Origin of the sequence: Alistipes senegalensis JC50 (assembly GCF_025145645.1) — a bacterium.
Lineage (GTDB): Bacteria > Bacteroidota > Bacteroidia > Bacteroidales > Rikenellaceae > Alistipes > Alistipes senegalensis.
Genome location: NZ_CP102252.1, coordinates 3,335,384 through 3,361,844, shown reverse-complemented (window position 1 = coordinate 3,361,844; position 26,461 = coordinate 3,335,384). Strand labels below are relative to the sequence as shown.

Sequence of the window (26,461 nt, the reverse complement as noted above, 5' to 3'; positions counted from 1 at the left end):
GAAAGATGCGTTTTTCTTCATATCGTCCCCCAACTGCCGCGCAGCCAATTTTTAATTCTTAATTCTCAATTTCCAATTAGCCGACGGCTTAAAATACCCCCAGTTCCTGCAATTTGGCCTCCAGCGAGGGCAGGTCGTGGTAGAGGATGTCGCGCGGCTTGGCACCCTGCTGACGGCCGACGATGCCGGCCCGTTCGAGCTGCATCATGATGCGCCCGGCGCGGTTGAATCCCACCTCGTAGTTGCGCTGGATCATCGAAGTCGAGATCGACCCGTCCTGCACGGCGCTGCGGGCGATCTCGGCGAAGAGCGAATCGTATTTCAGAGGCGCCGAAGAGGTCTCTTCGCTGCCCATCTGCGATCCGTCGCCGCTGTCGGGCGTATAGTCGGGCAGCGCATAGGCCGCCGTGTAACCCTGCTGTTTGGAGATGTAATCGACGATGCGTTCGACCTCCTTGGTCTCGACCAGCGCACACTGGATGCGCGTCAGCTCGCCGTCCTTCGAAATGAGCATGTCGCCGCGGCCGATCAGCTGGTCGGCGCCCGGACGGTCGAGAATCGTCCGCGAGTCGATCATCTGCATCACGCGAAAAGCGACGCGGGCCGGGAAGTTGGCCTTGATCTTGCCCGTGATGACATCGACCGACGGACGCTGCGTGGCGATGATGAGGTGGATGCCGATGGCGCGGGCCTTCTGGGCCAGGCGCGTCACGGGGGTTTCGACCTCCTTGGCCGTCATGATGAGGTCGGCGAACTCGTCGATCACCACGACGATATAGGGCATGAAGCGGTGGCCGTTCAGCGGGTTCAGCCGCCGGGAGGTGAATTTCTCGTTGTACTCGGAGATGTTCCGGGCTCCGGCCTTCTTGCAGAGCTCCAGCCGGTTGTCCATCTCCGTGCAGAGCGAATTGAGCGTATAGACCGCCTTGCGGGGATCGGTGACGATGGCTTCGTCCTCCGACTCCATCTTGGCCAGAAAATGACGTTCGATCTTGGCGTAGAGCGAGAACTCGACCATCTTGGGGTCGATCATCACGAATTTCAGCTGCGCAGGGTGCTTGCGGTAGAGCAGCGAGGTGATGATGGCGTTCAGTCCGACGGACTTGCCCTGTCCCGTGGCGCCGGCCACCAGCAGGTGAGGCATCTTGGCCAGATCGAAGACGAAATTCTCGTTCTGGATCGTGCGGCCGATCACCACCGGCAGCTCGGCCTTCGACTCCTGGAAACGCAGCGACCGCACCGCCGAGTACATCGAAACGATCTGCTTGTTGCGGTTCGGGACCTCGATGCCGATGGTCCCCTTGCCCGGAATCGGGGCGATGATGCGGATGCCCGATTCGGCCTTGAGGCTCTGGGCGATATCGTTCTGAAGCCCCTGTATCTTGGCGATCTTGACCCCCTGCGCCTGCACGATCTCATAGAGCGTGACCGTGGGGCCCACGGTGGCCTTGATGCGCTGGATCGGAATGCCGAAATATTTGAGCGTCTCCTCGATCTTGGTCTTGTTCTCGAAAATCTCCTCGTCCGACACCTCCGAATCGGAAACATAGTCCTCCAGCAGCGTCACGGGCGGCTTGTGGTAGTTCACGAGGTCTTTCAGCGGATCGTAGCTCTCCGTCGGGATCGACTTTTCGTCAACCAGTTTCGCTTCGTTGGACTCCACCGTCACCACGATGCCTTCACCCCGGGGCTCGGGAGCCGGAAGCGCTTCGGCAGACACCTCCGCAAACACCTCTGCGGGCGTCTCCTCCGGTTCTGCGGATTCGACAGGCCCGCCGGGCTCGTCGCCGACGATGATCTCGGTGAAGGGTCCGTCGGATGCGGGAGCCGCCGGCGCAGCAGGACGGAACACCGGGCGTTCCAGCTCGATCAGCCCCCCGCGGCCCATCACCACGCGCCCTCCGGGGTGCGAGAGATCGACCTCGGTGAACTCCTCGTCCCCGGCGGGTTCCTGCGGCATCTCCTCCGGAGCGGCCTCGCCGACAGGCTTCCCGTCGGACGTTAGTTCCACGAAAGGATCGTCGTCCTCGTCTCCGGCCGCAGATTTCACGACCGGAGCGACCTCCGCAGGACGCTCGACGTGCATCGGCGCGGCCTTCCGCACCGGAGGCTCCGGCGTTTCGGCGACTTTCCGGACGGGAGCGGCGGGCTCGGCGGCCTTCGGAACCTCCGGCTTCGGGGCCGGCTCGGGAGCCTCCTCCGTGATCGCCCCGTCGTCCCCGGGAACACGGCCGAGGGGCGCGACCACCTTGTGTCTGACGATCTCGACGATCTTTTCACTCTTGCCGGCCACGACGTTGCCGACCTCGTTGACCTTGTTGATGAAGTTGCGGTTGATGAATACGCCCGTCAGAATCCACCCGCCCAACAGCAGGATAAGCGTTCCGACGGCGCCGATATGCGTGCGCAGCAGCCCCGAGACCTCAATGCCGAACGCCCCGCCCCATCCCGTCGAGCAACAGAGGCTCCAACGGTCGGCGAAAGCGAAGCCCAGAGTCAGCGACCCGAGGATCATGATGAAGAAGAGCGAGAGGATCGAATGGTTCACCAGCAGCGGCCGCTGGCGGATGATCCTCACCCCGATCAGCACCAACATCACGGGAATCAGGATGCCGAACAGTCCGAACGAACGATCGACCAGCATCATTCCCAGCCGCGCCCCGGCGACGCCGCAAAGGTTCTCGACCTCGGCGCCGATCAGTTCGCGGTCCTCGACCGACTTTTGCAACACGCTCTGGTCGGGAGCCCAGCTGAAAAACGAAAAGAATACCGCGGCGGCGGTGAACACACCCACGAACAGCAGCAGCAGACCCGCGATCCAGCGCGCGCTGTCGCGGTTGGAACGCTGCACGTTCTGTCGTCCGTTGGGGGATGTCGTATTTTTGGATGCCATTTTTGTTACGCTTGATTTATCAAGCGAAGGTACGGAAAATCCCGAAATTTTCGGCGAAAATTCCGGGAATTAAGAATTAAAAATTAAAAATTAAAAACCGACACGCACACAAAAGCACGCAGCACAGCAAATTGCACGCATTATATCAAGCAGGGAATCACACAAAGCAGCCCCCAGGAAACGATCTGCAATTCTTAATTCTTAATTTTTAATTCTTAATTGGCTGAAAGCCTTCGCTTTCAGTCGTTCGCAGTACTCCTCGCCGGCGAAAGTGCGGAACGTGAAGCGGGGTTCGTGATCCGCCGGAGCGCGCAGGCCGCAGTCGTCGAGCAGCTGCGCCACCCGGCGGGCGACGGCAGGCGACGGATCGACGATCGCAACGCCGCGCCCGGCGACGACGCGCTCGAGCACGGGCGTCAGGAAAGGATAGTGCGTGCACCCCAGCACGATCTGGTCGGCGCCCCGGGCCAGCATCGGTTCCACGGCGGCGCGCACCGTGGCTTCGGCCTCGGGCGTATCCTCCCGGTCCCCTTCGACCAGCTCCACGAACCCCGTGCCCGGGACGGTCAGGACCTCGATCCCGCTGCCGTACCGGGCGGCGGTGCGGCGGAACAGCTCGCCGTCGAGGCTCCGCTCGGTGGCCAGCACCCCCACCACCCCGCTGCGGGTGGCCAGACAGGCGGGTTTCACGGCGGGCTCCATGCCCACGATCGGCAGGTCAGCGTATTTTTCGCGCAGAAAGTCGATGGCCGCGGCCGTGGCGGTGTTGCAGGCCACGACGACCATCTTGCACCCCATCCCGACCAGCCGCGAGACGGCGGCATCGGCCAGCGCCCGCACCTCCTCCCGGGGCCGGGAGCCGTAGGGACAGTTGGCGCCGTCGCCCAGGTAGACGAGCGATTCGCCGGGCAGCATGCGCCGGATCTCGCGCCAGACGGTCAGCCCGCCCAGCCCCGAATCGTAAACGCCGATCGGCGCGTCATTTGAGTTCGCAGTCACGGTCTTTCTACTTTCAAAGCCCGTCTTTCAGCCGGGCCAAAATACACTCCACCACCTCCTCGTCGGAAAGCAGGTCGCAATCGACGATCAGCGACGCCTGCGCATAGAAAGGCTCCCGGGCAGCCATATCGCGCTCCATGAAGGCCACCAGCTCCTCGTCGTTCAGCCCTTGCAGGCGAGGCCGCTTGCGGCGTCCGTAGGGGCTCAGGCGGCGGGCGATCTGCTCCGCCGAACGGCGCAGGTAGACCGTGCAGCCCGCGGCATTCATCCGGGCCATGTTGTCGCTCCACGTGGGCAGTCCCCCGCCCGTGGAGACCACCGGAACGGCGCCCTCGCCGATCACGCGGTCCAGCACCTCGCGCTCGACCTCCCGGAACCGCTGCTCGCCCTCGTAGCGGAAAACGTCGGAGACCGACGCCCCCTCGCGCTCCTCGACCAACGCGTCGGTGTCGGCATACGGAATGCCGAGACGCCGCGCCAGCTTGCGTCCGAGGGTGCTCTTGCCGCACCCCATGTAACCAACCAGAAAGAGGGGTTTCATCGTCGCCATGCGTTTAGAAAAGATTCAGTTGCTCGGGGTCGATCACCTCGTCGGCATCGCCTTTGGCCCGCTCGATCTCGAACTCCACGTCCCCGACGATCGTTCCGGCCGGGGAGTGGTCCGCCGAGGCTTTTTCCGAAGCGGGTTTCGCCGCCGGATTCGCTTTCGGAGCGGCGGATTCAACCGTTTTTGCCTCGGCGACAGAATCTTGCGACGCATCACCGGAAGCATCCGTCAGCTGATCGCCATCAACACCCTCTTCGTCAGCCGGTTCCGGCTCGGGAGGAAGCTCGGGTTCGATCATCCGCAATGCGGCGACATCGTAAGTCGTCAGGCGCTTGCCCTTGGCGCGGTGGCTCTTGACGCCCACGAATTCGTCAACGTCGATGAGGTCTGCGGGCCGCGAAGCGTGCGCCCCCTTATAGGTGATCTCCAGCTGAGCGCCGGCACGGTCCGTCACGCAGATGAAATCGGCGTCGGCATCCAGGAAATCCTGCGTCTTGTCCGACATTTCGGCCGTGAAGCGCTTCATGTAGTAGTACTGCTGGTCGCGGTCGTAATAGCACAGACTGTAAACCCGGTCGGATTCGTAACGCGCCACGCGCACGGTGTCGTCGGGGAAGTGCTGCATAAGGTCGTAACCCGTGATGTAGTACTGGTTCTTGGAGGTCCACACGATCAGCTTGTCGTCGCCCTTGAATTCGCCCAGCAGCTTTCCGCGGCCGTCGGCGTTCAGACGGCGGACATCCTCGTCGAACCAGATGTTCTGCCCGCCGAGCGTCGAGGTGCCGCGCTCCTTCAACACGATCTTGTGGATACCGTAGCGCGAGAAAAGGTTGCCTTGGCTCTGGCGTCCCTTGATGGCGAGGGTCGAGAAATCGAGGTCCACGATCACCTTTTTCAGGCGCGGACGGGGCTTGAAGTAAACCTTCAGCACCTCAGCCTCACCGTTCGGATTCACAGACATATACAGAATCTCGCTCTTGGGTGTTCCCTTGGTGATGTCGTACTCCTTGTCGCGCGTGATGCCCTTGATGGCGCAGCGCTTCATCATAATCGCGCCGTTCTTGCCGTCGCGGTAGAGGACGTTGTAAATCGTGCGGTCGTCGTTGCGTTTGAAAACCCCGATATAGTAGATGTTCTTGTCGAAGAAAGCCTTGTCCGAAACCTTCGTGATGACGTAACGCCCGTCCTTCGTGAAGACGATCACGTCGTCGATGTCCGAGCAGTCGCAGACCAGCTCGGCGTCCTTCATCGACTTGCCGATGCCGAAGAAACCCTCGGCGCGATCGACGTAGAGTTTGGCGTTGGTCACAGCGACCTTCGTGGCCTCGATCGAATCGAACTCGCGCAGCTCCGTGCGGCGCTCCCGGCCCTTGCCGTACTTGTCGCGGATGCGCTCGTAGTAGGCGACGGCGTATTCGGTCAGGTGGTCCAGATCGTACTGCGTGGCCTTGATGTCCTCCTCGATCTGTTTGATCTCGTTGTCGGCCTTGTCCGAATCGTAACGCGAGATGCGGATAAACTTCAACTCCGTAAGGCGCTGCACGTCCTCAAGCGTCACTTCACGTCGCAGCTGTTTCTTAAAGGGTTCCAAGCCCTTATCGACAGCAGTATATGCCTCCTCGCGGCTCTTGCAACCCTCGATCAGCTGGTAGAGCTTGTTCTCGATGAAGATGCGTTCCAACGACGCGGCGTGCCACGCCTCGTTCAACTCCCCGAGCTTGATCTTCAATTCGAGCCCCAACAGCGACTTGGTGTGCTCGGCCGAACGGCGCAGAATCTCCGAGACGCCCAGGAAATGCGGCTTCTCGTCCCAGATCACGCACGAGTTCGGGGAGATCGACACCTCGCAGTCGGTGAAAGCATACAGGGCGTCGATGGTCTTGTCCGACGATTCGTCGGGGGCGACCTGAATGACGATCTCGACCTTGTCGGCCGTATTGTCATCGACCTTGCGGATCTTGATCTTGCCCTTGTCGTTGGCCTTGATGATCGAATCCTTGATCGACTCGGTGGTCGTGGTATAGGGAATCTCGGTGATGGCCAGCGTGCGTTTGTCGATCTTCGAGATCTTCGCCCGGACCTTCACGGCGCCGCCCCGCAGTCCGTCGTTGTAACGGCTCACGTCGGCCATGCCGCCCGTCGGGAAGTCGGGATAGAGCTGGAACTCGCGCCCTTCGAGGTGGGCGATGCAGGCGTTGATCAGCTCCACGAAGTTGTGGGGCAGGATTTTCGACGCCAGCCCCACGGCGATACCGTCCGAACCCTGCGCCAGCAGCAGCGGGAATTTGATCGGCAGCGTCACGGGCTCCTCCTTGCGGCCGTCGTACGAGAGCATCCACTCCGTCGTCTTCTTGTTGAAAACCACGTCGAGGGCGAATTTCGACAGCCGCGCCTCGATATATCGGGCCGCGGCGGCCTCGTCGCCCGTGAGGATATTGCCCCAGTTGCCCTGACAGTCGATCAGCAGGTCTTTCTGCCCCAGCTGCACCAACGCATCCTTGATCGACGCATCGCCGTGCGGGTGGTACTGCATGGTCTGCCCCACGAGGTTGGCGACCTTGTTGTAACGGCCGTCGTCCACGACCTTCATCGCGTGGAGGATACGCCGCTGTACGGGTTTCAGACCGTCTTCGACGTGCGGCACGGCGCGTTCGAGGATCACGTACGAAGCGTAGTCCAGGAACCAGTTCTTATACATGCCCGTCAGCTTGCGCACGCCCACCTCCTCCTGCGTCAGGCGGTCGAACTTGCCCGCCTTGGCCGGAGCTTCGGCGACAGGCGTCTCTTCCGCCGCATCGACTGCGGTTTCGGGCGTCGAGGTATCCTCGTTGAGCGCTTCGTCGCGCCCCGTCTTATCGTTTTCTTCCGCCATGAAATCGGAATTTTTAATTTTTAATTCTTAATTTTCAATTAATCGCAAGGTCCTGTTCGATAAGGTCCTCCTCAATGCGCAGGTTGTCGATAATGAAGCCCTGACGCTCATACGTATTCTTACCCATGTAAAACTCCAGCAGGTCGTGGATCGGATCGTCCTTGGTGATGCGCACCTTGTCCAGACGCATGTTCTCGCCGATGAACTCCCGGAACTCGTCGGGAGATATTTCGCCCAGACCTTTGAAACGCGTGATCTCGGCGTTGGCGCCGCATCTCCCCACGGCCTTCAACCGCTCCTCCTCGGAGTAGCAGTAGATCGTCTCCTTCTTGTTGCGCACGCGGAACAGCGGCGTCTGAAGCACGAACAGATGCCCCTGGCGGATCACCTCGGGGAAGAACTGCAAGAAGAAAGTCATCATCAGCAGGCGGATGTGCATGCCATCGACATCGGCATCGGTGGCGATCACGACCTTGTTGTAACGCAGGTTGTCCATGTCCTCCTCGATGTTCAGCGCCGCCTGCAACAGGTTGAACTCCTCGTTCTCGTAGACCACCTTCTTCGTAAGCCCGTAGCAGTTCAGCGGCTTGCCGCGCAGCGAAAAGACCGCCTGCGTGCGCACGTCGCGGCTCTTGGTGATCGAACCCGACGCGGAGTTACCCTCCGTGATGAAGATCATCGACTGCTCGGCCAACTCGTTCTTGTCCGTGCGGTGTATCTTGCAGTCGCGCAGTTTCTTGTTGTTCAGGCTCACCTTCTTGGCCGTCTCGCGGGCCTTCTTCTGGATGCCCGAAATCGCCTTGCGCTCCTTCTCGTTCTCGACGATCTTCTTCTGGAGAATCTGCGCCGTCTCGGGGTGCTTGTGCAAGTAGTCGTCGAGGTGCTTCGCCAGAAAGTCGCCCACGAACGCATTGACCGACACCCCCGGCTCGATCTCGCGCGATCCGAACTTGGTCTTCTGCTGGTTCTCGAACACCGGATTGGAAACCTTGACCGAGATGGCCGCCATGATCGACGTACGGATGTCCGACGGGTCGTAGTCCTTGTGGTAGAACTCCTTGACGGTCTTGGCGACCGCCGCGCGCAGCGCCACCTGGTGCGTACCTCCGTGAATGGTGTGCTGTCCGTTGACGAACGAGTCGTAGCTCTCGCCGTAGCCCGTGCCGTGGGTGATGACCACCTCGATGTCGTCGCCCGTGAGGTGGATCGGGGGATAGAGCGGCTCCTCGGTCAGGTTGTCGTTCACCAGGTCCAGCAGGCCGTTCCTCGACACGTAGCTCTTGCCGTTGAAGTTGAGCGTAAGCCCCAGGTTCAGGTAGCTGTAATTGCGGATCTTCTGCTCGACGTATTCGAGGTTGTAGGCGTATTCGCCGAAAATCTCCTCATCGACGCGGTACGAAATGAACGTGCCGTTCTTTTCGTGAACGCCGCTCTCCCACTTGTCGCTGACCTCCAGCCCTTTGGAGAAGGTCACCGTGCGGGCTTCGCCGTCGCGCACCGAACGGGCCGTGAATTCGCTCGAAAGCATGTTCACGGCCTTGACGCCCACGCCGTTCATGCCGACCGTCTTTTTGAAGGCGTCGCTTCCGTACTTGCCGCCCGTGTTCATCTGCCCGACGGCCACCGAGAGCGATTTGAGGGGGATGCCGCGGCCGTAGTCGCGCACCGTGACCACCTTGTCGGCGATCGTGATGTCGATCTGCTTGCCCGCGCCCATGATGAACTCGTCGATCGAGTTGTCAACGACCTCCTTGATAAGCACGTAGAGCGCCTCGTCGGGCTGCGAACCGTCGCCCACTGTGCCGACATACATGCCCGGGCGCAACCGGATATGCTCCCGCGGAGAGAGGGTCACAATGGCGTCGTCGCCGTAGTTGTCTGCGTTGGTATTGAGTAAATCTGCCATATTTTTGAATTCACAATTCAGAATTCAGAATTCAAAATTAAAAGTGTCATTCCGAACATACGCCAGGAATCATCCTCACAGATTCCCTTTGCCATCGGCCACTTGAATAATTATGAATTATGAATTATGAATTTTGCATTGCGCTTTCAGTTCTTATCTCGGCCAAAGCCTCGCACATCCGCTCGCGGACCGTCTGCATCAACTCGTGGGTCTCCGTCGCGGCGACCTCCGAGGCCGGAACGGGAGGCAGCACGCGGAGCGTGATCCGGTTGCCCCAGTTGAAAGCCAGGTTCTTGCGGATCAGCGTCTTGGTGCCGTCCATCACCACCGGGAGAATATCCACGCCGGCCTCTTTGGCCAGGGTGAAGGCCCCGGCCTTGAAGCGCCCGATCTCGCCGTTCTTCGAGCGCGTGCCCTCGGGAAAGACGGCCACCGAAGCCCCGCGCGAAATCCACATCCGCCCGTCGCGGACCATCTGTTCCAACGCCTCGGCGGCGCGGCCGCGGTCGATGCAGATGTCGCCGTGCAACACGAGGTACTGCCCGAAGAAGAGCGTCTTGAAGACCTCGCGCTTCGACACCCAGCGGAAATTCAGCGGAATGTAGTAGAGCGCCGGGATGTCGATCACCGTGTTGTGGTTGATGACGATGACATAGCGTTTCTTCCGGTCGATCAGCTCCCGGCCGATGACCTTCTGCCGCCAGAAGGGCGGAATGAAGAAAAAAATCCGCACCAGTATGCGCGACAGTTCGTGCACCACGCGGCGGCCCTTGTCGAACGGATAGCAGAGGACCAGCGCAAGGGCCGACAAAATCATGAAAAAGGTGCACAAAAGCACCAGAAAAAGGTAGTATAAGGCACTCAACATAGTGTCCGGGGACAATTAGCCATATTAATTCAATCTGCAAATTTAGAAAATATTTCCCGGGATTCCTACCCCGCCGCCGGAGGCTTTTCAACAAATTTTCGACTATACCTATTTTATAGGGACGGACCCGCCGCACGGCGGAAGCCCGGAAATCCGGCTCTGACGCGGGCAGAACCTCTGCGTCGAAAAAAATTCTGAAAATTTCAGTACTATGTTTTGCATAGTATAAATATTATTATATATCTTTGCGCAAACAAATAAAATGCAAAACAGAATATTATGAAAAGAGCAATCCTCCTCATCGTCATTCTGGCTTCGGTCGCAAGCCGACTCTCCGCGGCCCGTCTTTGCCCTTCGACGGGGCGCGTGGTGGATGAACAGGGCAACGCCGTCGAATATGCGACGGTCGTGCTGCTGAAAGGCGCAGAGCAGGTGGCGGGCCGGACGACCGACGCCCGGGGACGGTTCGAACTGAAGGCCGCACCGGGCGACTACACGCTGCAAATTCAGTTCCTCGGGTTCGACCCCGTGACGAAAGCGGTGCGCGTGGAGGCGGACAACGATCTGGGCGTATTCGTGATGCGGGCCTCGGCCACCGGCATCGAGAGCGTGGTGGTGAAGGCTCAGCTGGTGCGGCGCGAGGCGGACCGCTTCGTGGTCGATGTGGCCAACGCCCCGGCGGCCATCGGCAAGGACGGCATCGAACTGCTCGAACGGGCGCCCGGCGTCTGGATCGACGGCGAAAAGATCTCGATCAACGGCAAAAGCGGCTCGAAAATCTACGTCAACGACCGGGAGCTGCGCATGGAGCCCGAACAGCTGCTGACCTACCTGCGGTCGCTCCGGGCCGAGGAGATTCGGAAAATCGAGGTCGTGCCCGTGACGGGCGCCGACTACGACGCCGACTCGGCGGGCGGCGTGATCCGCATCACGCTCAAAAAGCGCCGCGAGAACGGCATCGACGGCTCGGTAGCGTACAACACGACGCAGTCGGGCATCACCGACCGCCACAATCCCTCGGCCAACATCAACGTCCACTCGGGCCGCGCGGACCTCTACGCCTCGGCGTGGGGATCTTTCGGGAGCGACAGAACGATCACCGACGAGCAAACGCTCTACAATGCGGCGGACAAGTCGCTCAGCGCCCATTCGGAAATGAAGGGCCGCACCCGCAGCTTCGGGGCCAGCGCCGGGACGGTCGTCGAGATCGCCCCGCGGCACAGCATCGGCGCAGAATTCGAATACTGGCGCAACCGCGACGGAGAGCCCAACGACACCTACACCGATTTCCGGACGGCGGACGAGACGGTCCGCACGGAGAGCCGGTTCGACAACCGCAACCACCGGGACAACTATTCGGCGACGTTCAACTACATCTGGAAGATCGACACGCTGGGCTCGACGCTCAAGCTGCTGGCCGACTACACGCGCCGCGAAACCGACACCCGGAACGACAACGAGAGCCGCATCACGGCCCCCGGAAGCGTCCTCGACTCGGTCTACCGCGACAACGCCACGAGCCTCTACGACATCGCCGCGGCGACGCTGGCCCTCGAAAAGCACTTTTCGCCCCGCTGGTCGCTGAAAGCCGGCGCCAAATACACCCGCAACGACATGCGCAACGACGCGCTCTACGAATACCGCAGGGGCGACGCATGGCTGCGCAACGAGCGGCAGAGCTTCACGATCAACTACACGGAAAACATCGCGGCGGCCTACGCCATCGCCTCGGCGAAACTCGGCGCCGTGAGCTTCGTGGCGGGAGTGCGCGGCGAGTACACCCACACGACGGGAAAAGGCGTCGGGCAGGACTATTTCTCACTCTTCCCCAACGCCAGCCTCTCCTGGAGCGTCTCGGAGCAGAAAGGCTGGTCGCTGATCGCCCAGTACGCCCGGGCCATCGAGCGTCCGCGGTTCTGGAGCCTCAGTCCCCAGCGGATGCAGCTCTCGGACTACACCTACCAGACCGGAAATCCGTCGCTCGACCCGTCGTTCAAGCACGACGTGAGCCTGACGCTGGTGGCCGCCCACAAATACACCCTCACGGCGGGCGTGCAGATCGTGAACGACGAAATCCAGCAGACGATGAAGGCCGACTCCGAAAACCCCGACCTGCTGCAAGTGGCCTGGGTCAACTACGACGCCACGAAAGGCTATTACCTCTCGGTCAACCTCCCGTTCCAGCCCGCGAAGTGGTGGCAGCTGAACGCCGACATCACCTACATGCGCCGCGGACAGCGCGTCGAACAGCACGGCGCCGAGGAGTTCTTCGACTGGGGATTCGTCAACCTCTCGACGACCCTCACCCTCCCGGCGAAATTCTACATCGACCTCTCCTACCGCTACCAGAGCCGGGTGGATCTGGGCAACTGCTGGGTGAATCCCGACCACCGGCTGCAAGCCGGCGTCAAGAAACGCTTCGGCGACCGTTTCACCGCCTCGTTCTCGGTGCAGAATCTGCTGGACCAGGGGCAGGTGATCGGAGCCCGCGGCGATGGGTTCGTCCGCACGGTGGACGCCCGGCAGACGTGGAGCAACCGTACGTATCGCATCGGGGTGACGTGGAACTTCAAATCGGGCAAAGCCTTCAAGCGCAAGGCCGTCGAGGCGGGTTCGGCCGACGAAAAGAGCCGTCTGTAACGGCCCGGAGAGGAGCGGACGGCACCGGAGGCGATTCGCTCGCGCCGTTCGTTTCGGCGGAAGGATCAGCCGCGGCGGCGGATGCGCGGCAGCGGTAGACGGTGCGCCCAGCGCACGGCCCAGCGCGGCAGCCGCGGGCGGGCTATCCAGCGGGCCAGGTGGGTGACAGAGGTGGGGATGCGGATCGACCGGCCCGCGATGATGAGCGTCACGGCGACGAGGATCAGCGCCACGCCGACACCGATACGCAGCGTGAAACGCTCGCCGAAGACCATGACGCCGAAGAACAACGCCGTGACGGGTTCCAGCGCCCCGAGGATCGCCGTGGGCGTGGAGCCGATGCGGCGGATGGCCCCGGCCATCGTCACCAGCGAGACGATCGTCGGGAACAGCGCCAGCGAAACGGCGTTGATCCACATCAGAGGCGAAGGAACGGCCTGCAAATCAGCGCCGCCCTGCAGCCGCACGACATAGACCAGCGACCCGAACAGGAGGCTGTAAAAGGTGAGTTTCTCGGTCGGAAGGTTTTTGAGCGACGAACGGTTGACGCCGACGATGTAGATCGCATAGGCGAGCGCCGAGAGGAAGACCAGCAGCACGCCCGCGAGGCTGAGCGTCGCGCCGTCGCCCCCTTTGTAAAGCAGGGCGATGCCCGTGCAGGCCAGGACGATCGAGAAAACCGTGGCGGCCGTGATCCGCTCGTGGAAGCCGACGGCCATGATGACGGCGACCATCACCGGATAGACGAACAGAATGGTCGAGGCGATGCCCGCGTCCATGAGGTTGTAGCTCTGGAAAAGCAGCAGCGACGACACCGAAAACAACAGTCCCATCGCCGCCAGCGGCAGAATGTCGCGCCGCGCGAGGGCGAACGACTGCCGCCGGAAGAGCATCAGCGCCCCCAGCATCACCACAGCCAGCACATAACGGTAGAAAAGGACCGAATCCGGCTCCATGCCCGCCTCGTAGAGGGGCAGCGCGAAGAGCGGATTGAGCCCGTAACTGGCCGCGGCCACGGCCCCCAGCACATAGCCGCGCGAACGTTCGGAGATCATTTAGAAAGTCACCTGCGGAGCGGCTTCCGAGCCTTCGGAAGACTCGAAATAGGGCTTCTGTTCGAAGCCGAACATCCCGGCCACCAGATTCGCCGGAAAACGGCGCACGGCGACGTTATAGGCCCGCGCCTTTTCGTTGAAATCCTTGCGGGCGACGGCGATCCGGTTCTCGGTGCCTTCGAGCTGGGCCTGCAATTCGAGGAAATTCTGATTGGCCTTCAGGTCGGGATAGCTCTCCGACACGGCGATCAGACGCCCCAGCGCCGAGCGCACCTGCGCCTGCGCTTGCTGGAACTGCGCGAGTTTCTCGGGCGTCAGGTCGTCGGCCGAAAGGTTGATCGACGTAGCCCGGGCGCGCGCTTCGGTCACGTCGTTCAGCGTCTGCGTCTCGTGGGCCGCATAGCCCTTCACGGTGCTGACCAGATTGGGAATCAGGTCGGCACGGCGCTGGTACTGCGTCTCGACATCGGCCCAGGCGCCTTTGAGCCCCTCCTCCTTGTTCACGAAGCCATTGTAGGTCGCATAAAAGAAGATCACCACCACGGCGACTGCGCCGATCCAAATCCATTTTTTCATACTTATCCGTTTTTTAATCGTTACCATCTCGAACCGGCGCCGCCGCCACCGAAGGAACCACCCCCGAAGCCGCCGCCGAAACCTCCGCCCGAACCGCGTCCGAAGCCGCCGCCGATGATCGTGCCGCCGCCCGCTCCCCCGCCGAAGTTGTCGTCGCGGAGGTTTCGGGCCTGCCGTTTCACCACGGCGCCGCAATTCGGACATACATAGGTATACTCCACCAGCCGGTAGTTGTGCGTGACGCTCAGCACCCGCTGGGAATCCTGCCGCAAGGTGAATTTATGGCACTTCGGGCAGCGGCGCCGGGCGTAATAGACCGCCAGCACCAGTCCCAGCGGCCCCACGATGAATCCGACGACGATCACGAAGATCATCCACGCCGGAAGTTCGCCGCCGTCGCCGCTGAGGTCCGCCTCGCCCCCTTCGAGCACCGCGGCCGCAGCCTCGACGCCCGCGACCATGCCCGCGCTGTAATCCCCCTCGCGGAAGGCAGGAAGCATATAATTGAGTTGTATGCGTTTGCAGAGCGCATCGGGAAGGATTCCCTCCAATCCGCCGCCCGTGACGAAGCGTATTTCGCGCAGTTCCTTCACCAGCAGGATGCCCAGTCCGTTGTCGCTCTCGGCCGAGCCCACGCCCCAGCTGCGGAACAGTTCGACGGCGAACGAAAAAGCGTCGCCGCCCTCAATGTCATCGACAGCGACGACCGCCACCTGCGCAAGCCCCCGTTCGCGCAGCGACGCACAGAGGGAGTCGATGCGCGCCACGGCTCCCGCGGAGAGAATGCCGTCGGGATTCGAGACATAGCGTCGCCGGTCCATGCGCTGGACATTGGGAATCTCGTCCGGGCGGTAGCTTCCCGCAAGGGCGGGCAGCGCGCCGACGAGCAGCAGACAAAGGATCGCAATCTTTCTCATAACCTCGGGAACAAAGATACGTAAAAAAGCGAGATTCAATGCACCTGCAAAAACTTTTCCGCAGCAGCCGAAAAAACAGCGGCACACCCCGCAGGTATGCCGCCGCGCCTGTATGTTTCCGGATTCAGGGTCTAAAACCGGAAACCGAAATAAAACCGGACGGAACTGGTCCTGAACTTGCGGTCGGGAACCTTCATCTGGTCCATCACGTCACCCATCGAGGGGGAGTCGCCGTCCGTCAGGTCGTCTTCGTCGAAGGCCGACTCGTCGAATTTCAGCCCGTCGTATTTGGCCGTGCCCCAGCGCCACTCGACGCCCAGCGAAACGACCTTCCAGGCGAGAGTGCAGCCGGCATTGCAGAAGGTCACGTAATGATGATGCACGGTCTCGTCCATATAGAGGAGCGAGTAGGACGGCATGACGCGGAAATAGCCTCCGATTTTCAGATGATGCACGGGGTTGACCGTCACCGAAGGTCCGAACTGCATGCCGATTTCGGCCTGGTGCACGTCGGACGAGAAATCCTCGGACGAGGATTCGTCGAACATCTCTATCGCGGACTTGGCGTAGTTGATGTCCATCCACGACCAGTCGAGGCCGAATTTCAGCATCCCGAACAGCGGCTTGCGATGCAGGTAGTAGGTTTTGCCCCAGCTCAGCGAGGCTCCGAAATCGCTTTCGAGCTCCCCGCCGTAGGTCTTGTCCGCGAGCTTCTGCCGGACATATCCCAGGTTGAAATACTTGGCACGGTCCTTCCAGACGGCACGGTTCAGTTCGGTCCTCTCCGTATCCTCCACACGCGAGGAGAGCGCCTCAACGGCCCGTTGCAAGGAGTCCAGCCGGCGGGAATCCCCGTCGGTACGGGCCGATTCCTGCGCATAGGTTCCATAAGACACGGCGCACAAGGCCAGCGTACAAAAAAAGAGTTTCTTCATTTGCATAACGTTTTTAAGATTATAGAAAAAATGGATGAACAGAAGGCACGCGGAAACGCACGGATGAAACGAATCATCCGCGGAACGCCGGCGGCAGGGCCGGCACGATGGGTGTCAATTAGATTCGGGGGGGGGAATTACGGCGCAACAAGTCCCGGGCCGTCCGACGGTCCTGATCCTGAGAATATTTTGCGACGTACAACATAGGCACTGTTTCGGTCCCTGCAAAGATACGAATAAGCCGAGAGAAAAAAGCAAGTTCACTTGCATTTTTTCCGAGCGAAAGTATCGAAGACTCTGCGCTGGAAAAGGAACGGACGGTTCCAAACCCGAATCGCAGACGGCCTGGCAAAAGGTCCCGACATCCTAAAAGTGCCGTTACGGCACCGAACCCGTTCCGTTCGTCAGGGTCCGCTGCCGGATAAAGGCCGAATTCCGGCGTCGTCAGTCGAAACAGGCCGGGAACGCCAGCAACTGATACGCCAGGGCTTTGGCCATACGCTCGTGACCCGCGGCGTTGGGATGCAGACGGTCGGTCTGCCCGTCGCTGAAATAACGGACATGCGAATCGGCGACGGGATAAAGACCGCTGATGCTGTTGAGGTCGATCACCGGAACCGCCCAGACGCTCCCGGCCTCGCGGATTTTGGCGACATAGGCGTCGGCATAGAGCCCCAGCCGGTTGGGGTATGATTCGTCGGGCTGGACGTTCCGGTCGCTGAAACGCGCATAACCGCGGTGAAGCGGCGTGAGCAGGATGACCTGCTTGGTCGGATAGTGCTCTTTGAGAAAGGCCAGCACGGCGTTGATCCGTCCGCAGAGGGTCCCGGTGTCCGCCGAAGGCGTGCGGCGCATCCGCGTCCCCACGGAGGGACCCGGCATCGGGCACTCCGCCTCCCGGACCTCGTACCACTCGCCCAGCGGCACGCCGGCATTGAAATCGTTGGTCCCGGCAAAGACGACGACGGCATCCACGGCGTCGCCCCGCTCGGCATACAGCTTCCGGGCCTGCCCCAGCACATCGGACCACTGGTGTCCGTTGATTCCGTAGACGAAAGGCACGATGCCCAGCATCTCGGACAGATACTGCCAGTAGTTTTTCGTCGTGCCGACATGGCGTTCGTCCGTGATCGAATCGCCGAGAAAGGCGACCCGCTTGCCGGACCATTGATTCCGCATGAGGTTCATTCCGGCGGCGCACTCCCGGTTCTTTCCGGCTCCGTCGCCCGAGGCTCCCGCAGGCCCCGCCGCCAGCAGCAGGGCCGCCAGCAGACAAAACGTTTTTCGCATAGTTCGATCGGTTTGTTATTTCATTCAGCGTGTCAGTATCCGGTAGCTCCACGGCGCCATATCCTCCTCGACGCGGCCCCGGAGTTCGAAAGGTTCGCCCGTCATGGCATCGGTGTACATCCCGGCGTAGATGCCCGTATAGTAGTCGGCATGGATGGCGTAGGGCGAGAGGTTCATCACCGCCACGACCCGGTTGCCGCCGGTCTCGCGGACAAAGGTCATCAGGCAGTCCTCGGCGTTGTTGCGAATCTCGACCATCGCCCCGCCCCGCTCCCCGGCGGCAAGGGCCGGATTGCCGTGCCGCAAGGCCGTGAGACGGCGGTAGAACTCCGTGAAAGCGTTGGAAGCGTAGGACGGAATCGGATCGCGGTCGAAGAAGGCGAACGAATGGTCGTAGCCGATCTCCTGACCGGTATAGATCAGCGGCAGCCCCCGCGGCACGACGAACGTGAAGACCGCCATGATCTCGCGGGCGTCGCCCAGACGGGCGAACTCGGAGCCGTTCCACGAATTTTCGTCGTGGTTCGAGGTGAACGCGAGCCGCATGGCCGAATCGGGATAACGGCCGCGGTCGGCGTAGATGTAGTCGCGCAGCGCCGTGACGCGCACCCGCTGCCGGGCGACATCGTTCATCAGGTGGTGCATCTCCCAGGCATAGCAGGCGTCGAAAGCCCCCTCCTCGAAGAGATTCCGCTCCTCGGCCTCGGCCAGCATGAACAGATCGGGCTTCGTCCGCCGCAGACGCCGCGACACCTCGTTCCAAAAATCGACGGGCACCAGCATCGCCATGTCGCAGCGGAAGCCATCGACGGCGTGCTGCGTGATCCAGAACTCCATAGCGTCGCCCTGCGCCCGCCATACGTCGCGGTCGGCGTAGTTGAGTTTCGCGGTGTCGGACCAGTCCCACGGCACGGCAGGCTCTCCCGAAGCGTCGCGCTCGTACCACGAGGCGGGCGCCTCGTCGATCCACCGGGCGTCGCGGGCCGTATGGTTGGCCACCCAGTCGAGCAGGACCTTCAGCCCGAGGCGGTGGGCTTCGGCGACGAAAGCGTCGAAATCGGCCATCGTGCCCATCTCGGGATTCACGGCGCAATAGTCGCGGATCGAATAGTAGGAGCCCAGCGAGCCTTTGCGCCCGGCCTCGCCGATGGGATAGATCGGCATGAGCCACACGGCATCGACGCCCAGATCTTTCAGGAAAGGGAGTTTCGCGGCGGCGGCGCGCAGCGTGCCTTCGGGCGTGAGCTGGCGCACGTTCATTTCATAGAGAACGGCCCGGGGCCAGAAACAATCCATAATTCACGATTCAGAATTCATAATTACTTTTTCCTCCACGAGGACGCGGCGGCGGCAGAGAGCGATTTCGACGGGATCGCCCTCGTTCGAAACCTCGACGGCCGTGCGCGTGACCTTCACGGTGAGCACGCGGCCCCGGAAATTGACCTTGAAGGAGAGCGACTCCCACGTCTCGGGCAGCCGCGGATCGAACGACAACACGCCGTCGCGGACGCGCATGCCCCCGAAGCCCTCAACCACCGAGAGCCACGACCCGGCCATCGAGGTGACGTGGCACCCTTCGGCGACCTCGCGGTTGTAGTCGTCAAGGTCCAGCCGCGCCGTGCGCAGGTACATTTCGACCGCTTTTTCCAGGTCGCCGAGGCGCGCGGCGAGGACGGCATGGACGCAGGGAGAGAGCGACGATTCGTGGACGGTGCGCGGTTCGTAGAAATAGAAGTTGCGGCGGAGCGTGTCGAGGTCGAACTCCTCGCCGAAGAAATAGAGCCCTTGCAGAACATCCGCCTGCTTGATGAAGCACGAGCGCAGGATGCGGTCCCACGACCACTTCTGATTGATGGGGCGCTCGGCCGGGTCGAGGTCCGCCACGAGCGTCTGCTCCTTGTCCAGATAGCTGTCCTGCTGGAGAAAAATGCCCAGCTCCCGATCCTCGCCGAGATACATGTTGTCGGCGATGCGGTGCCACACAGCCGTCTCGGCGGCCTCGTCGAACGCCCGTTTCGCACAGATGCGCGCATAGTCCGCAGGGCGATTCTCGCGCACCCATCGGGCAGCCCGGGCGGCGTAGCGCATCGACCAGCAGGCGATATAGGAGGTGTACCAGTTGTTATTGACGTTGTTCTCGTATTCGTTGGGGCCGGTGACGCCCAGCAGGACGTATTTCCGCCGCGCTTCGGACCACGTGATGCGCTGGGCCCAGAAGCGCGCGATGCCCACGAGGACCTCCAGTCCGCAGTCGGCGAGGTAGCCCTCGTCACCCGTATAACGGATATAGTTATGGATGGCATAGGCGATGGCGCCGTTGCGGTGGATCTCCTCGAAGGTGATCTCCCACTCGTTGTGGCACTCCTCGCCGTTGATCGTGACCATCGGATACAACGCCGCACCGTCGCGGAACCCCAGTTTGGCAGCGTTCTCGATGGCCTTGTCCAGCTGATTGTAGCGGTAGACCAGCAGTTCGCGCGCCACAGCCTGCCCTGCGGTGGCCATGTAGAACGGCAGGCAGTAAGCCTCGGTGTCCCAGTAGGTGACGCCACCGTATTTCTCGCCCGTGAAGCCCTTGGGCCCGATGTTCAGGCGGGTGTCCACCCCGGTGTAGGTTTGCAGGAGCATGAAGATGCAGAAGCGGATGCCCTGCTGGGCCGCAGGGTCGCCCCCGATCACGATGTCGCACCCGTGCCAGCGGGCCGCCCACGCCTCCTCCTGTTCTTTCAGCAGGGCGTCGAAGCCCGTCCGCAGTCCGTCGGCGGCGACGGCACGCGCAGCGGCGGCGAGGTCCGCAGGGGCATGGTTGAGCGACGAGCAGATACCCGCATATTTATATAATGTGGCCGTGCGGCCCGCGTCGCAGCGCACCGCGGCGGTATGACGGACCTTCTCGGGCTGCGTTTCGCAGCGGAACTCCGCGCCTTCGAGCTCCACGGCCTGCGCCCATGCGGCTTCGAAACCGCTCTTACGGGTGCGGCTCTGCGTAACGTCGCCGTCGGTGAGGACCGGCTCCCAGAACTTTTCGTCGTAGTTGGCGTCGGCGTTGCGCACGTCGGCGTCGATATGGGGCGAGAAGGTGATCGCGGCGGCGCGGTTCAGCGGCGTGACGGCATAGCGGATGACGCCCAGTTCGCGGCGCGTCAGCGACAGGAAGCGCGTCGCCTCGACGGCGACTTCGGCGCCGTTGCACATCGTGACCGTCATGCGGCGCGTCAGCACCGAACGGCGCATGTCCGTCTCGCGGTAAAAGCTCTTCACCTCCGCGACGGTCGCCAGGTCGAGCGGCTCGCCGTCGATCCCGACATCCACCCCGATCCAGAAGGCCGCATTGAGCACCTTGGCGAAATACTCCGGGTAGCCGTTCTTCCACCACCCCACGCGGGTCTTGTCGGGGTAATAGACCCCGCCGATGTAGTTGCCCTGAAGCGACGGCCCCGAGTAGCGTTCCTCGAAATTGGCGCGGCCGCCCATGACGCCGTTGCCCAGCGCGAAGAGCGATTCGGCGGCCTCGACCCGCGCGGGGTCGAAATCGGCCTCGACGATCCGCCAGGGGTCTGTGACGAGATTCAGTCTATTTCTCTGCATAACATCTCAAACGTAAATCCTTCGAATCCTTTCAGCTGCATCGAGGCCCCCGCGAGCAGAGGGCCGCCGCCGACACCCACCGAGCGCATGCCGGCGCGCGCCGCGGCCTCGATACCCGCGGCGGCGTCCTCGAACACCACGCAGTTTTCGGGCCGCGCACCGACCGCCCCGGCCCCTTTGGCAAAAACCTCGGGATCGGGCTTGGGATGCGTGACCCCGGTGCCATCGACCACGGCGTCGAACAGCGGCCGAAGCCCGCAGCGGTCGAGGATCGTCCCGGCGTTCTTCGACGCGGAGCCCAGCACGGTCAGCACGCCGTGGGCGCGCACGTCGCGCAGGAACGCGGCAGCGCCCGGAAGCACCTCCGCGGGCGTCATCGCCGAGACATAAGCCAGATAGCGGGCGTTCTTCTCCGCGGCGAGACGCTCCTTTTCGGCCGGGGAGAAGCGGTCATCCAGTCCCCCGGCATGCAGCACGATGTCGAGCGAAGCCATGCGGCTCACGCCTTTGGTGGCTTCTCCCGCCTCGGGCGTGAACTCGAAACCCAGCTCCCGGGCCAGCGAGGCCCATGCCAGATAGTGATAACGGGCCGTATCGACGATAACTCCGTCGAGATCGAACAGACAGCAAGCGATCATTTTTCGTAATTTCGGAGGTTAAAGATACGATTTTTTCCCGACATCCGTCCGCTCCGAACAAAGAACTTCGCCGCTCAACGGTCCGACGGCTCCGTGATGACCACGGGAGGCCCCGACGGCACGAAGCGGGACAAATCCCCGATTCCCGAGCGCGTTCCGACCGGATAAGCCGGGCGCTGATCTTCGAGCAGAAACGCGTCGAACGTATAATCCGGCTCGCCGGCGAGCCTCCGGATACGCCGGATCTGGGCCCATCGGCTCGGGGCGTTGAAATAGGCGACATTGTCGTTCATGCAGCTGTTCTCCTCCGGACGCCAGATCCCCGAACGGTAGGTGCCCGCCCCGGGATAGGTTCCGACCATCGGATAATCGGGCCGCGCGGCGAAATCCCGCCACGTCGTCTGGGAGATGTCGGGCGAAAAGTCCGCATTGATATAGAATCCGAAGTTTTTGAAACTCTCGATTTCGCTCCGGGTTTTCGCCGGAATCTCGGTCTCGTAATAGACGTATTCGTCGAGCAGCTTGGCGAAACCGTGTCCGCCGGCCTCGTGCACCACAAGTTTGTCGAAACTGCTTCCGACGGGAATCATGGAGATCGAAAAACCGTCGGTCCACATCAGACAGGTCCCGGCATACACCGCCCGGTTGATCGGCATGACGACCGTCAAATCCTGCATGCGGCGCCCCGTCAGTGCCGTCACCCGCGTCAGCCAGTCGCGGACGGCTCCGTCATCGCACGAAATCGAGGTCGATACCCCCTGCCACAGCGTCGAGAATTTCGTATCCACGGTCTCCGACGGAGAGACACAGCTCATGCCCGCCTCCTCGGAAATCGCAGTCAGCATGTAGACATCGAAATAGGAGCGGTAGGCGCTGTAAGGATAGACCGAGAAGAAGGCTTCGGCCGCTCGCCGCATGTCGGTTTCATACTTCCCCGTTCCCCGGGCCATCTCGGCAAGCGTGTAGCCGTCCCCCACGACGACCAGACACACGCCGTTTCCGGATGTGGCCCGTTGCAGCGCAACGACCTCGCCGTCGCCGTAGTTTCTCACCGGATCGAAGGCCCGCTGCACGAGCACGACATCCTGCGTGAACCGGCCGGCCGTCACATGCAACGTCACGGACCTTTCCGCGCCGAGATTCGTCGAGACCCGGATGCGCATCCGCGCCCCCTCGACCACGGCCGTACACCACTCCGCCTGCGGGGAGAGCGCGACTTCGAGCGGTTCGGAAGCCGATCCGACCGTCAGATACTCGGTGGTATTGAGAGCCGGCAATTCGAGTCGTCCGGGAGTCACGAGGGTCGGAGCCTGCGTAACCGCAACCACCTGCGAAAGCTCCGCCGCATCGAAATAGACCGAGGCATCGCGCTGTGCGAAATCCGCGTTCGGTGCAACGTGCAGCCGGACCCGATGTTTCCCGGCTCCGCCCGAGGCGGGTTCGGTCGTCAGCCACTCCCGCGCTATCGGAGGCGACACCTCCGAAGTCCAGGCTCCGTCGGCCTGCAATTCGATCCATTCGTCCCCGCCCTCGTGCGGCAACACGACACTCCGGGGCGAAACCTCCAACAGCGTCGTCCGATCCTGCGAAGTCGTGCAGGCGCAGCAACCGAACAGCACGATGCCCCACAACAACCGTAAATAACTCTTCATGGCAAACTCTTTTTATGCGAACGAAACGATCCGGGCGACTCCGGATCGAAAACAAACGGGAAAGCACCTCGCGTAAGAGGAGAGGTGCTTTCCCGAATTGCAGAGACGGCTATTGCGCGGCCTTCTCGAAACGATACCCAAAACCGAAGAAGTAGGATTCAAAACACTCCGTATCCCACCACAAAGGCAGGAAGGGAGGCTCGTCGAAGTCGCGCAGGAAGAGGATCATCGATCCGTCCTTGTCCAGCATGAGCGCGATAGTCAACTTACCAAGTTTTTCGTTCGAATTGTCGAAAGAGCGGTTTCCGCTGCTCAACTGGAAATAAGTCAGATCGTACGAACCTTCATAGAAGAAATATTCCTCACCGACCGTTGTATAAGACCCGCTCACTTTGCCCTCCACATTGTTGAGGGGTGCGGTATAGGTCATGTCACACGTCCGGAAGAGGTTGGCCAGATCGGCCGGATCGCCCGTGCTCGACGGCGTGAACATCGCATGGTCCCCTTCATCCGTGATCGTGATCGTAAAACCGTCGTTGTGGCTCGGAATCGCGTCAACATCCATCTCTTCAAGCATCGCATAAAGTTCGAGATCTTCTTGACCGATCAGCTCCTTGCAATGCCACGTGCCGGCAAGAGCCGCATAGGAGAGCAGCCCCTTGACCGTGACGGTTACGCTCGAGGTCTCTCCGGCGACGAAGCGTCCGCCCTGCTCATCCACGCCGAGCTTCAGCGTCGCGGGATTGGCAAGGTCAGCATCGGGACCCGGAAGCAGCGTCAGCGTCGCCGTGTTGCCGTCTTTCGGAACGATGAAAGAGGAGGCTTCGTCCTTCACCAGGAAGTGCTTGCCCAACTCGGCCGTCGAGCCCGAAAGGACCTTGAACGGCAATTCGAGATCCTTAGGCGCCTTGAAGTTCTCGTCACCCACGGTCAGCGTAACATCCAGCGACTCCTGCAATTCTGCCGCCGCCGTCGTGAAGCTGTAAACATAAACGCTCGACTCGACCAGATTTACCGTCGTGGAAGCGACCCGCCCGATCACATATCCCTTACCGGCAGCAAGGCTGAACGTCAGGGTCTTGGCCTCCTTATAAGCCTGCTTGGGCGTTACGGTGACGGTCGCCTCGGTCTTGCCGGCTTCGAGCAGGAAGCTCTGCGCGGAAAGCTCGTAATCGGCCGTCGTGGCCGTACCGCCGACCGTGAATCCGATATTCAGATTCGACGCCGCAGCCTGCGACGCCACCACCTTGATCTCGATCGGTTCGTCGTCCAGCGTATAGGACGATGCTGAAAATTGCACATTGGCAGCCGAGCCCGATCCGGGTTCGTCGTCGTCGCCGCACGCGCCCAGCGACAACGTCGTCAGAAGCGCCACGGACAAATACAAATACTTTTTCATAATCCGTCTTTATTTAGTGAAACAATCAGAGTATCAATTTCCGACCGCCGATTCGTACTCCGAACGAATCTCCCGCCACGTTTCGAGCTCCTCGGCCGATGCCGATTCGCCGACGATCGGCAGCAGATCGTACGATCCGCCCGAGCTCCGCGGCGGCACATCGTCGTATTCGTCGCATCCCGCGGCAAAAAGTCCCGCCGACGCCAACACCGTCAGCGCTGCGAAAAACATCCATTTCCTTCGTTTCATAGCTTTGCGATTCAAAATTCATAACCCGGGTTCTGGGCGATCTTTCCCTGACTGTTCCGGATGTCCCGGACACTCACGGGCATCGTATAGAGATACCGCCGCACCACGTATTTGACCGGCAGCGTGCTTCCCGACTGCTGGATCACCCACCATTCGGGACAGCCGTTACGCTTGAGTTCGAACCAGCGGTCGCCCTCCATGTAGAGCTCCTTGCGCCGCTCGTCCAGAATGGCGGAAATCAACGGCGTGAGGGGCTTGCCCGCGGCATCCACCGTGATCAGCGCCCCGGGGTCCGGCTCGGGAAGCGTCCGAAGCGTGTAATCCTCAACATCTTCGATACGCTTGCGGCGCAGTTCGTTGAGCAGCGACAATGCCTTCGCCTCGTCCTGCTGCGCCCCCGGGTGGGCATAACTCTCGGCAAGCATCAGATGCAGTTCCGAACCCCGGACCCGCACCGTCACGGTCTTCCGGTTAACCCGCTTCGCATCGCACATGATGTTCCAACGCACATCTTTCTGCGGTTCCGCACCGAAAAGTTTCAACAGCGTGGCATTCACCGGCCGCGTGTTCAGGTATCGCTGAAAAGTCTCGTCGTAGAGTGTCTTCACGTCGTCGTCGCCCGTCGTCCGGTCGCGGATGATGACCTCCTGCAACCGCTCGCCGTAAGACTGGATCGACTCCGTATAGACGCTTCTGTCCGCAAGGGCGTAGGACGGTACGGCCAACAGCTCCTCGCACAGCGGAATCACCTCGGACCACTCTTCCGCCCAGAAATAGAGCTTGGCCAGGTAGGTCTTCGCCACCGCCTCCGTGAAAAGATACGACTCGTCGGTCATGTGGCAATCGATCGCCTTGCGGAAGAGCGAAACCGCATACTCGTAGCTCCGGGCGAGGGTGTTGCGGTCGGGCACCGCATCGCTTTCCACATCGAAACGCTCGACGATGGGAATGCCCGGCAGAGAGGAGGCCGTCGCCGCATCGTACGGCTCGCAGTAGATCCGGATCAGATTGTAATAGCATACGCCCTTGATGGCATAGGCTGCGGCACACAACGCCCGGGCCTTCGCGGAGTCCTTTTCGAGCATGTGCTCCAGAATCAGGTTACAATCCTTGATCGCCGAATAAAGGCCCTCGTAATACCCCTTCTGAAAGTTGTTCGCCACATCGCCCGCATAGAGCGTCAGACGCCCGGCCGAGATGTTCGCATCGAGATTGTCGGAGATCGACTCGTAGAGAATCACCCGGTCGTAGCAGCCCAGGATATCTTCGTCCGTACCCTCCTCGATGGCATACAGCATGTTGTTCAGCAAGGCTTCGAAATCCTCCTCCGTTTCAGGGATGATCTTTCCCTGCGGCGTCACGTCGAGATAGCGCTTGCATCCGCCGAAAAGCAGCGCTGCCAGGACTGTCATCCATATTTTCCGTTTCATAATCCGC

At 61.4% G+C, this 26,461-nt stretch carries 19 protein-coding genes; 1 reads left to right on the top strand and 18 read right to left on the bottom strand.

Annotated features, from left to right (window positions below; translation table 11 throughout):
• Nucleotides 1-88 precede the first annotated feature (88 nt).
• The 6 genes from NQ519_RS13410 to NQ519_RS13385 form a co-directional block, all read right to left on the bottom strand.
• A complete protein-coding gene (locus NQ519_RS13410; RefSeq protein WP_019150647.1) occupies nucleotides 89-2,893 on the bottom strand; it encodes an FtsK/SpoIIIE family DNA translocase in 2,805 nt (934 codons plus the stop codon).
• A gap of 201 nt (nucleotides 2,894-3,094) precedes the next feature.
• Nucleotides 3,095-3,892 carry a glutamate racemase gene (gene murI, locus NQ519_RS13405; protein ID WP_019150648.1) on the bottom strand — a complete coding sequence of 266 codons (798 nt, stop codon included), beginning with the start codon at nucleotides 3,890-3,892 and terminating at the stop codon, nucleotides 3,095-3,097.
• Nucleotides 3,893-3,905: 13 nt separating this feature from the next.
• On the bottom strand, nucleotides 3,906-4,433 hold the full coding sequence (locus tag NQ519_RS13400; RefSeq protein WP_026076500.1) for a shikimate kinase: 528 nt from the start codon (nucleotides 4,431-4,433) through the stop codon (nucleotides 3,906-3,908).
• Between the two features lie 13 nt (nucleotides 4,434-4,446).
• The gene (locus NQ519_RS13395) at nucleotides 4,447-7,311 is read right to left on the bottom strand and encodes a DNA gyrase/topoisomerase IV subunit A (RefSeq protein ID WP_019150650.1); all 2,865 of its coding nucleotides are present in this window, start codon (nucleotides 7,309-7,311) and stop codon (nucleotides 4,447-4,449) included.
• A 34-nt stretch (nucleotides 7,312-7,345) separates the two neighbouring features.
• Nucleotides 7,346-9,217, bottom strand: coding sequence for a DNA topoisomerase IV subunit B (locus NQ519_RS13390; RefSeq protein WP_019150651.1), 1,872 nt, complete (start codon nucleotides 9,215-9,217; stop codon nucleotides 7,346-7,348).
• 124 nt (nucleotides 9,218-9,341) lie between these two features.
• Nucleotides 9,342-10,085, bottom strand: a complete 744-nt coding sequence (locus NQ519_RS13385) for a lysophospholipid acyltransferase family protein (protein ID WP_147513176.1) — start codon at nucleotides 10,083-10,085, stop codon at nucleotides 9,342-9,344.
• A gap of 279 nt (nucleotides 10,086-10,364) precedes the next feature.
• Between NQ519_RS13385 and NQ519_RS13380 the strand changes: the two genes are divergently transcribed.
• On the top strand, nucleotides 10,365-12,725 hold the full coding sequence (locus NQ519_RS13380) for an outer membrane beta-barrel protein (protein ID WP_019150653.1): 2,361 nt from the start codon (nucleotides 10,365-10,367) through the stop codon (nucleotides 12,723-12,725).
• A gap of 65 nt (nucleotides 12,726-12,790) precedes the next feature.
• On the opposite strand, the gene NQ519_RS13375 is transcribed toward NQ519_RS13380, so the two are convergent.
• The 12 genes from NQ519_RS13375 to NQ519_RS13320 all read right to left on the bottom strand — a co-directional run bounded on the left by NQ519_RS13375 (nucleotide 12,791) and on the right by NQ519_RS13320 (nucleotide 26,454).
• The gene (locus tag NQ519_RS13375; RefSeq protein ID WP_019150654.1) at nucleotides 12,791-13,780 is read right to left on the bottom strand and encodes a DMT family transporter; all 990 of its coding nucleotides are present in this window, start codon (nucleotides 13,778-13,780) and stop codon (nucleotides 12,791-12,793) included.
• Nucleotides 13,781-14,356 (bottom strand): LemA family protein, encoded by a 576-nt coding sequence (locus tag NQ519_RS13370; RefSeq protein ID WP_019150655.1) that lies wholly within the window; start codon nucleotides 14,354-14,356, stop codon nucleotides 13,781-13,783. It lies immediately after the preceding gene.
• A 20-nt stretch (nucleotides 14,357-14,376) separates the two neighbouring features.
• Nucleotides 14,377-15,273, bottom strand: coding sequence for a TPM domain-containing protein (locus NQ519_RS13365; RefSeq protein WP_019150656.1), 897 nt, complete (start codon nucleotides 15,271-15,273; stop codon nucleotides 14,377-14,379).
• 131 nt (nucleotides 15,274-15,404) lie between these two features.
• Nucleotides 15,405-16,208 (bottom strand): hypothetical protein, encoded by an 804-nt coding sequence (locus NQ519_RS13360; RefSeq protein WP_019150657.1) that lies wholly within the window; start codon nucleotides 16,206-16,208, stop codon nucleotides 15,405-15,407.
• A 444-nt stretch (nucleotides 16,209-16,652) separates the two neighbouring features.
• A complete protein-coding gene (locus tag NQ519_RS13355) occupies nucleotides 16,653-17,498 on the bottom strand; it encodes an SGNH/GDSL hydrolase family protein (RefSeq protein WP_019150658.1) in 846 nt (281 codons plus the stop codon).
• Nucleotides 17,499-17,522: 24 nt separating this feature from the next.
• Nucleotides 17,523-18,794, bottom strand: coding sequence for an alpha-amylase family glycosyl hydrolase (locus tag NQ519_RS13350; protein WP_019150659.1), 1,272 nt, complete (start codon nucleotides 18,792-18,794; stop codon nucleotides 17,523-17,525).
• A gap of 3 nt (nucleotides 18,795-18,797) precedes the next feature.
• On the bottom strand, nucleotides 18,798-21,086 hold the full coding sequence (locus NQ519_RS13345) for a family 65 glycosyl hydrolase domain-containing protein (protein WP_019150660.1): 2,289 nt from the start codon (nucleotides 21,084-21,086) through the stop codon (nucleotides 18,798-18,800).
• A complete protein-coding gene (gene pgmB, locus NQ519_RS13340) occupies nucleotides 21,068-21,724 on the bottom strand; it encodes a beta-phosphoglucomutase (RefSeq protein ID WP_019150661.1) in 657 nt (218 codons plus the stop codon). The genes NQ519_RS13345 and pgmB overlap by 19 nt, the downstream gene beginning before the upstream one ends.
• A gap of 74 nt (nucleotides 21,725-21,798) precedes the next feature.
• Complete coding sequence (locus NQ519_RS13335) at nucleotides 21,799-23,376, bottom strand: M64 family metallopeptidase (RefSeq protein WP_083871004.1); 1,578 nt, start codon at nucleotides 23,374-23,376, stop codon at nucleotides 21,799-21,801.
• A gap of 109 nt (nucleotides 23,377-23,485) precedes the next feature.
• Complete coding sequence (locus NQ519_RS13330) at nucleotides 23,486-24,775, bottom strand: hypothetical protein (RefSeq protein ID WP_147513177.1); 1,290 nt, start codon at nucleotides 24,773-24,775, stop codon at nucleotides 23,486-23,488.
• A 33-nt stretch (nucleotides 24,776-24,808) separates the two neighbouring features.
• The gene (locus NQ519_RS13325) at nucleotides 24,809-25,024 is read right to left on the bottom strand and encodes a hypothetical protein (protein ID WP_129651946.1); all 216 of its coding nucleotides are present in this window, start codon (nucleotides 25,022-25,024) and stop codon (nucleotides 24,809-24,811) included.
• 11 nt (nucleotides 25,025-25,035) lie between these two features.
• A complete protein-coding gene (locus NQ519_RS13320) occupies nucleotides 25,036-26,454 on the bottom strand; it encodes a RagB/SusD family nutrient uptake outer membrane protein (protein WP_019150664.1) in 1,419 nt (472 codons plus the stop codon).
• Between the last annotated feature and the right edge of the window lie 7 nt (nucleotides 26,455-26,461).

Bases quoted from the DNA above. Each gene is read 5' to 3' on its own strand.
- NQ519_RS13345 (WP_019150660.1), bottom strand. From the start codon at position 21,086: ATGCAGAGAAATAGACTGAATCTCGTCACAGACCCCTGGCGGATCGTC.
- NQ519_RS13360 (WP_019150657.1), bottom strand. From the start codon at position 16,208: ATGAAGAAACTCTTTTTTTGTACGCTGGCCTTGTGCGCCGTGTCTTAT.
- NQ519_RS13375 (WP_019150654.1), bottom strand. From the start codon at position 13,780: ATGATCTCCGAACGTTCGCGCGGCTATGTGCTGGGGGCCGTGGCCGCG.
- NQ519_RS13350 (WP_019150659.1), bottom strand. From the start codon at position 18,794: ATGGATTGTTTCTGGCCCCGGGCCGTTCTCTATGAAATGAACGTGCGC.
- NQ519_RS13400 (WP_026076500.1), bottom strand. From the start codon at position 4,433: ATGAAACCCCTCTTTCTGGTTGGTTACATGGGGTGCGGCAAGAGCACC.
- NQ519_RS13410 (WP_019150647.1), bottom strand. From the start codon at position 2,893: ATGGCATCCAAAAATACGACATCCCCCAACGGACGACAGAACGTGCAG.
- NQ519_RS13380 (WP_019150653.1), top strand. From the start codon at position 10,365: ATGAAAAGAGCAATCCTCCTCATCGTCATTCTGGCTTCGGTCGCAAGC.
- NQ519_RS13390 (WP_019150651.1), bottom strand. From the start codon at position 9,217: ATGGCAGATTTACTCAATACCAACGCAGACAACTACGGCGACGACGCC.
- NQ519_RS13335 (WP_083871004.1), bottom strand. From the start codon at position 23,376: ATGAAGAGTTATTTACGGTTGTTGTGGGGCATCGTGCTGTTCGGTTGC.
- NQ519_RS13395 (WP_019150650.1), bottom strand. From the start codon at position 7,311: ATGGCGGAAGAAAACGATAAGACGGGGCGCGACGAAGCGCTCAACGAG.
- NQ519_RS13355 (WP_019150658.1), bottom strand. From the start codon at position 17,498: ATGCGAAAAACGTTTTGTCTGCTGGCGGCCCTGCTGCTGGCGGCGGGG.
- NQ519_RS13365 (WP_019150656.1), bottom strand. From the start codon at position 15,273: ATGAGAAAGATTGCGATCCTTTGTCTGCTGCTCGTCGGCGCGCTGCCC.
- pgmB (WP_019150661.1), bottom strand. From the start codon at position 21,724: ATGATCGCTTGCTGTCTGTTCGATCTCGACGGAGTTATCGTCGATACG.
- NQ519_RS13385 (WP_147513176.1), bottom strand. From the start codon at position 10,085: ATGTTGAGTGCCTTATACTACCTTTTTCTGGTGCTTTTGTGCACCTTT.
- NQ519_RS13325 (WP_129651946.1), bottom strand. From the start codon at position 25,024: ATGAAACGAAGGAAATGGATGTTTTTCGCAGCGCTGACGGTGTTGGCG.
- NQ519_RS13370 (WP_019150655.1), bottom strand. From the start codon at position 14,356: ATGAAAAAATGGATTTGGATCGGCGCAGTCGCCGTGGTGGTGATCTTC.
- NQ519_RS13320 (WP_019150664.1), bottom strand. From the start codon at position 26,454: ATGAAACGGAAAATATGGATGACAGTCCTGGCAGCGCTGCTTTTCGGC.
- NQ519_RS13330 (WP_147513177.1), bottom strand. From the start codon at position 24,775: ATGAAAAAGTATTTGTATTTGTCCGTGGCGCTTCTGACGACGTTGTCG.